We start from the raw sequence: 5745 nt of genomic DNA on the forward strand, positions 1-5745 counted from the left end.
CGCCGGCGCGGGCGTGACCGCCGGTGCCGCCCTATACCGTCAGCCTGACCGCGCATGAGCCCCAAGACCGGCCTCATCCGACGGCGGGGACTCAGTCAGTCAGGCAGGTAATCGTCTGCCGGATGCTCTTGATCGAGCTCAGTCCCACAGGCTGGGGTCGGCGAGATCGTCGGGTTTAGTGCTGGGGTTACGCAACCCGATCGCGGCGGTGACGAATACAGTGCCAGTAGGCGGAAGGCTTGTCGAGCCGACCAATGGAACGATCTGAAAGCTGTAGCAGACCGGCACCGAGGCTGTCGCCGGCGGCGGAGAGGCCGTGAAATCCGTTGGCACTGACTAGGTTGATGGCGACATGGCTGGCGCCACCCGGCCCAGCCGGCCACCGCTGTGACGATCGCGGTTTCGTGGACGGCGAATTGCCGGCCCGCATCCGCGGCCGCATATCCGGCATGCCGTGCACCGGTCAACACCTCAGCAGGATTGACTTTCACGTGATCCGCCATCGCGCACTTCCTGATTTGGGGGCTTTCAAACTGGAGTCCGACGCGCCACCGACGGTAATAGCGCGACGAGCGCTGTGCGACGGTCAAAGCAAACGGAACCCACAATGTTTGGTGACCGATCCAGGCATAGGCTGTGTTCGTCGCACGCGTGGCGGGAGGCGAACTGTGTCAGTTCTGGCGGACGTCCGCACCCGGGCCGAGCCGACAGCAACGAAGGCTCCTGTTCATCTGGTTGAACGGCTCCCGTTCACTTGGTTGAACGGTCCCTGTTCATCTAATTGAGGACTAAAGCCCCACGACCGATCAGCGTTCGCCCAATAGCGTTTTGGTTGACCAGGAGGAGAAACCAATGTCAACAACCAAGCAACACGGCATCATCGCAGGAGTCGATGGATCGGCCGCGTCGAATGCCGCCGTCAGTTGGGCAGCGCGCGAGGCAGCGATGCGCGATGTCCCGCTCACGCTGGTTCATATGCTCAACACGATCGTGCCGACGTTTCCGCAGATACCGTTACCCAGTGGAGTTGCGTTGTGGCAGGAAGATGACGGTCGGCAGGTACTCGAGCAGGCGGTCAAGATCGCCCAGGACGCCGTGAAGCCAGATCGGCAGATCGCGATAACAAGTGAGCTGAAGACTTCACCCCCGGTGCCGACACTGGTCGACCTGTCCGAAGAGGCGGAGATGATCGTCGTGGGCAGCAATGGGCGCGGCGCCGTCAACCGCGTCGTGGTCGGTTCGGTCAGCTCGGGCGTGGTACGCAGCGCGAAATGCCCGGTCGCGGTCATTCGCGACGAGGCCCCGCAGCTGGCTGACCCCGAGCGGGCTCCGGTTCTCCTCGGTGTGGATTGCTCGCCGGCCTCAGAGCTGGCGGTGGCTGTCGCATTCGAGGAGGCGTCCGGTCGCGGCGTGAGGCTGACGGCGTTGCACGCGTGGGGCGACGTTGCCGCGTTCGAACGTGCTTGGCAGGACTGGGAGTCGGAGGCGCAGCGGGTGCTGGCCGAATACTTGGCGGGCTGGCAAGAGCGCTATCCCGATGTCGAAGTGGACCGAGTCGTGACGTACGCGCACCCGAGCCGAGGGCTGATCGAGGAGTCGGAATCGGCTCAGCTGGTCGTGGTGGGCAGCCACGGTCGCGGCAAGTTGGCCGCGATGCTGCTGGGTTCGGTCAGCAACGCCGTGGTACACGCGGTCCGTACACCCGTGATCGTCGCGCGGCCGTCCTGAGGCTACTCGGCCAGTTCTCCGAGTGTGGCGGCCAGCTCTCCGCTGACATCGACGCAGATGTTTCCGGTGCCGGCCTCCACCCGCGAGATGCATTGCATCTTGCCGTTTTTCCAGAAATACATGTCTGCGGTGACGGGCCCCGGATAACGTTGGCTGAGGCCCGGGCAGATCCCGGACATCGCGTTGATCGCGGCGAACAGCTTCCCAGCGGTCTCGACCTGATGAAGCACCAAGAAGTTGCGGGACGGCACGCCGACGACGACTCCGTGAGACGTGTCGCGAAGATAGGTGGGTACCAGCGCCTCGATGTCGAGGACCTTCGACGCGACGAACGAGGACGCGCCGTGCAGCACATGGACTTCGGCGCCCGCCGCCTCTTGCACTTCCACGCCTTCGATCGGCTCGCCAATGGTGTTGCGGCGAGCCGTTTCCCGTAGTCGTTGAACGTCGTACGCGGCGACCTGACTGCTGTTCATGAATTTGACCACGTCCGGGAAGTCGATGCACAGCACTTCGTAGAGCCCCTCAGCCAGTGGCCAAGCATAGGACAGCATGCCGCTTGTCTCTTCGACCTGAGCGCTGGACACCACCCGCGACCGGACCCGCCTGGCCAGCTCGGGCCAGTCCATTTCATCAGCGGCAGCAAGCGATTTCGTGGCCGCCGCAAGTTGGGTGAAGTGCTTGGTCACCACGCCCCGCCACTCTTCGGCCGGGTTGTTGCGGCAGGAGGCCACCAGGTTGTCCAGTCCGTAGCTGTAGCCGTCGGAGCGTTGCAGCGCAGTGCCGTCGGCGTTGACGACGACGTCGATCCCGTCCTGCGCCAGCGCTTCGACCGCATATCGTCGAATGTCCTTCATCTCGGCAACCGTCATGCCCGGATAAGCCTCGTCGAGTTCGTTGTCGGATTGGCGGTTCGCCTCCTCGGTCTCTGCGGGTTGAGCCTGGAATCGGCTCTCGTAGCGCTTGCCGGCTGCGAGCAGATGCCGCACCGATACCGTGAACTCGTGCTGCTCACCGAGAACGCGCACACAGTCGTCGACCAGGTGTTCACTGTGGTCGGTGGCAGCGTCGTACTCCTGGCCCTCCCACAGCGCGTAGGCCAGGTGATAACGAGCGCGCAGCGCCTGCTCTGAGTCTTCGCCGAAATCCCTTTCACACCTGGCGATCTGCTTCTTCGCCGCGATGACGCGGTCCATCAGGGCGATCGCCCGCTCGCGGTAGTCGGCGGCCTGCTCGGCGGCCAACGTCGCGATCTCCAAGGTCAGTTCGTCGCTACCGCTTTCCTGGATCTCCATGTCTTGGCAGATGTCCCTGGCGAGTTCCTGGCAGTCGTCGAGCCAGGCCTCCCACTCGGCGCGCCGCGCTGCCAACGTCGCCCGACCGGCAACGGTCAGCGGATGGTCGGCACCCAGTACCCGCTTCTCGTCGTCAACAAGGACAGTCCAGTCCGCGACCGCGTCTATTGGCCGCTTCCCGGTATCTTGCCCCCACAGCGCGCATACGTGCCGCGCGCTCAGTGTCTGCTCGTGGTCGTAGCCGAAAACATTGCGGAGCAGGGGAAGCAGCGCCACGACTTCGGCGACGGCTCCGCCGGTGTCGCCGGCTTCACCACGCCACGTCTCCAGCGCCAGTCGGCTGGACAGGGTGTCGGGATGGTCCTCGCCCAGCGACCGCCGGCGGATCGCCACCACCCGGGAGATCTCGTCCACCGCGCCCACGGAGTCGCCGAGTTGCCGGCGCCAGAAGGCGAAATTGTGCCGCGCGGTCAGCGTGTGGGCATGTTCGGCGCCGAGCACGCGCTGTTCGTCGGCGAACAACCCTATCCACGTGGTCAGTGCCGCGAGCGGATCGGCATCTTGCCCGAGACAGCTCGCCATCGTGTGCCGGGCCAGCACGGTGTCGACATGATCGCCGCCCAAGTGCTCCTCGAGCAGCGGAATGAGCTGTTCCAATTCGGTTGCGGCGGTGGCGGAATCACCGGTATTCCGGCGAAAGTTGGCGACTAGGGCGGCCAGCGACAAGCTGTCGCGGTGGTGCGGCCCCGATGTCTGTCGGCTCGCGGCCAGCAACTCCTCGGCGGCCACCAGCGCGCCGGCGAAATCGCCGGCCGCGCGATGCGCCTCCGTCAGAGCACGCAGCGCGGCCAGCGTGGAGGGATGCCGGTCACCCAAACTCTGGCGCAGCGAAGCGACTTGGCGCTCGCGATCGGCGACGGAGAGGTCGTCGCCGCCGGGGCCGGCTATGCCTACGGTCATGGCTATTTATGCAACGTGACCCTTGTGGCCTAAGCAACGCCCATTGCCGAGCAGACGCAACAGCACCTGACACGCCGGGCATGCGGGTGCTTTTGCGTCTGCTCGCGCGTCCGGGTGCTAACTGTTGCGTCTGATCTTGAGCGCCGTGGTGATCATTGGAATCTGCAGCGGCAGCCGGGCCAGGGCCGCGATGCGCATCGGCCAGGGCTTGTCCCACCACAGCCGGACCATGTTGACGTTCCCCGGGAAGACCGCGACGAACAGGGCCGCGGCCGCGGTCGCGGCGGCGCGCCGAGTGCGCCGCGGCAGCAGCAGTGCTCCGACGACCAGTTCGGCCACGCCCGATGCGTACGTATAAAACCGCGGGCTTCCGGGCAGCTCGGCGGGGATGATGTCGTCGAACGGCTTGGGTGCCAGGAAGTGGACGGTGCCGACGGTGAGCAACAGCGCCGCGGTTCGGTGCGCGGCGGTCTGGCCGGCGTCCCGCTCAACTAGTGGTGTGGTCATGGGCTCCATTGTGTCGTGCGGCCGCGGGGCTGCCAGACTGTGGTGTGACAGTAGTTGAATTCAACTCGGTAGCCCCGATCGTGCCGGTCCGGAATCTGGATATCGCGCTGGACCGCTATCGCCGACTCGGCTTTGACGCGCGCGCCTACGAGGGCCCGGAGCGGTACGGCTTTGTCGACCGCGGCTCGGTGTCGATGCACCTGACCGAGTGGGCCGACCACGATCCGCTGCGCACCGCCGCCAGTGTCTACCTCTATGTCAGCGACGCCGACGCCCTTTATGCGGAGTGGACGGCACTCGGCGATCTCGACGGTCGGTTCATCGCACCGCACGACCGGCCGTACGGTTTGCGGGAGTTCGGCTACGTCGATCCCGACGGCACCGCCCCTCGTGTCGGTTCGCCGCTTGCCCCAGGTCGCGGGGCAGATCAGTAGCAGGCGGCGTGCTGCTTCACCGGACGACACGGGTCGCCGTTGACCACCTGTTGCAGATCCGGCCAGAGCACGACAAGGAAGCCGACCCCGACAACCATCGCGACCACGCCCAGGGCGATGCCAATCGCGCCAGTCAAGGGCATTCTGACTCCCGGCGTGGCTCGCGCGAGGGCGGTGAACCCAAGCGCAACCGCCACCAGGCCGAAGCAAATCCCGACCAGCAGCCAGCTGGTGAACAGCGCCAATGCGCCCACCAGCACCGAGGCGACGCCTAACCCGCTGGCGTGGCTGTTCGCCCCCGGGCGATATCCGTAGGGCAATTGGTGCGGTGCCGGGTACGCGTGCGGCGTCATGGCCGGACGGCCGTCGCCGTCGAATCTGTTCTCCATGCTGGGGCTTCGGTCATGTCGGTTCACCTTCCGACCAGTGGCTCGGTTCGTCTTTGCTGTCTGTTTTGTCGGAGCCTGTCGCCGACCGCTTAAAGGATTCTTGCGAGATTCTTGCGATTTTCTTGCGACGCGAAGCTGGGCCGATGTGCCGCATCCCGACAAAATTGAGTACCGCGGTACTTAGTCGGGACTGTTCCCGCCACTGCATCCTGATCCGGTGGCCGATGATCTGAGCGAGCGTGAGGACGCGCTGCGCAAACTGCCGTTGACGTATTCGCTGGCGCTGCGCCTACGCGACGCCGGCGTGCCGCGGGAGGTGATCTGCGAGTACGTCGGCGTCGAGGACGACGCGTCCCTTGACGGTATTTATCGCATCGCCGAAGCCAAACTCTTGGCGCTGCGCAGGTAACGAGGCGGGCTGCTCGATCACCG

Annotated in this window: 7 protein-coding genes; 3 read left to right on the top strand and 4 right to left on the bottom strand. The window is 65.3% G+C overall.

Features of this window, described 5'->3' with window-relative positions; translation table 11 throughout:
* Window positions 1-138 precede the first annotated feature (138 nt).
* On the bottom strand, window positions 139-333 hold the full coding sequence (locus tag VML93_RS18850) for a hypothetical protein (RefSeq protein WP_325612996.1): 195 nt from the start codon (window positions 331-333) through the stop codon (window positions 139-141).
* A 519-nt stretch (window positions 334-852) separates the two neighbouring features.
* Between VML93_RS18850 and VML93_RS18855 the strand changes: the two genes are divergently transcribed.
* On the top strand, window positions 853-1728 hold the full coding sequence (locus tag VML93_RS18855; RefSeq protein WP_325612998.1) for a universal stress protein: 876 nt from the start codon (window positions 853-855) through the stop codon (window positions 1726-1728).
* 2 nt (window positions 1729-1730) lie between these two features.
* Here the strand turns inward: VML93_RS18855 and VML93_RS18860 are convergent, their stop codons facing one another.
* Entirely contained in the window at window positions 1731-3983 is a 2253-nt protein-coding gene (locus VML93_RS18860; protein WP_325612999.1) for a tetratricopeptide repeat protein, read from the bottom strand.
* A gap of 117 nt (window positions 3984-4100) precedes the next feature.
* On the bottom strand, window positions 4101-4490 hold the full coding sequence (locus VML93_RS18865) for a hypothetical protein (protein WP_325613001.1): 390 nt from the start codon (window positions 4488-4490) through the stop codon (window positions 4101-4103).
* Between the two features lie 44 nt (window positions 4491-4534).
* Here VML93_RS18865 and VML93_RS18870 point away from each other — a divergent pair, with 44 nt between their 5' ends.
* On the top strand, window positions 4535-4924 hold the full coding sequence (locus tag VML93_RS18870; protein ID WP_325613002.1) for a VOC family protein: 390 nt from the start codon (window positions 4535-4537) through the stop codon (window positions 4922-4924).
* Here the strand turns inward: VML93_RS18870 and VML93_RS18875 are convergent.
* Complete coding sequence (locus VML93_RS18875) at window positions 4918-5313, bottom strand: hypothetical protein (protein WP_325613004.1); 396 nt, start codon at window positions 5311-5313, stop codon at window positions 4918-4920. The two genes, VML93_RS18870 and VML93_RS18875, sit on opposite strands and share 7 nt — an antisense overlap.
* 217 nt (window positions 5314-5530) lie before the next feature.
* On the opposite strand from VML93_RS18875, the gene VML93_RS18880 reads away from it, so the two are divergent.
* Complete coding sequence (locus tag VML93_RS18880; RefSeq protein ID WP_325613005.1) at window positions 5531-5722, top strand: hypothetical protein; 192 nt, start codon at window positions 5531-5533, stop codon at window positions 5720-5722.
* The last annotated feature ends 23 nt before the right edge of the window (window positions 5723-5745 follow it).

The sequence above is a fragment of the Mycobacterium sp. genome, assembly GCF_035499775.1.
In the GTDB taxonomy this organism is placed as follows: Bacteria; Actinomycetota; Actinomycetes; order Mycobacteriales; family Mycobacteriaceae; genus Mycobacterium.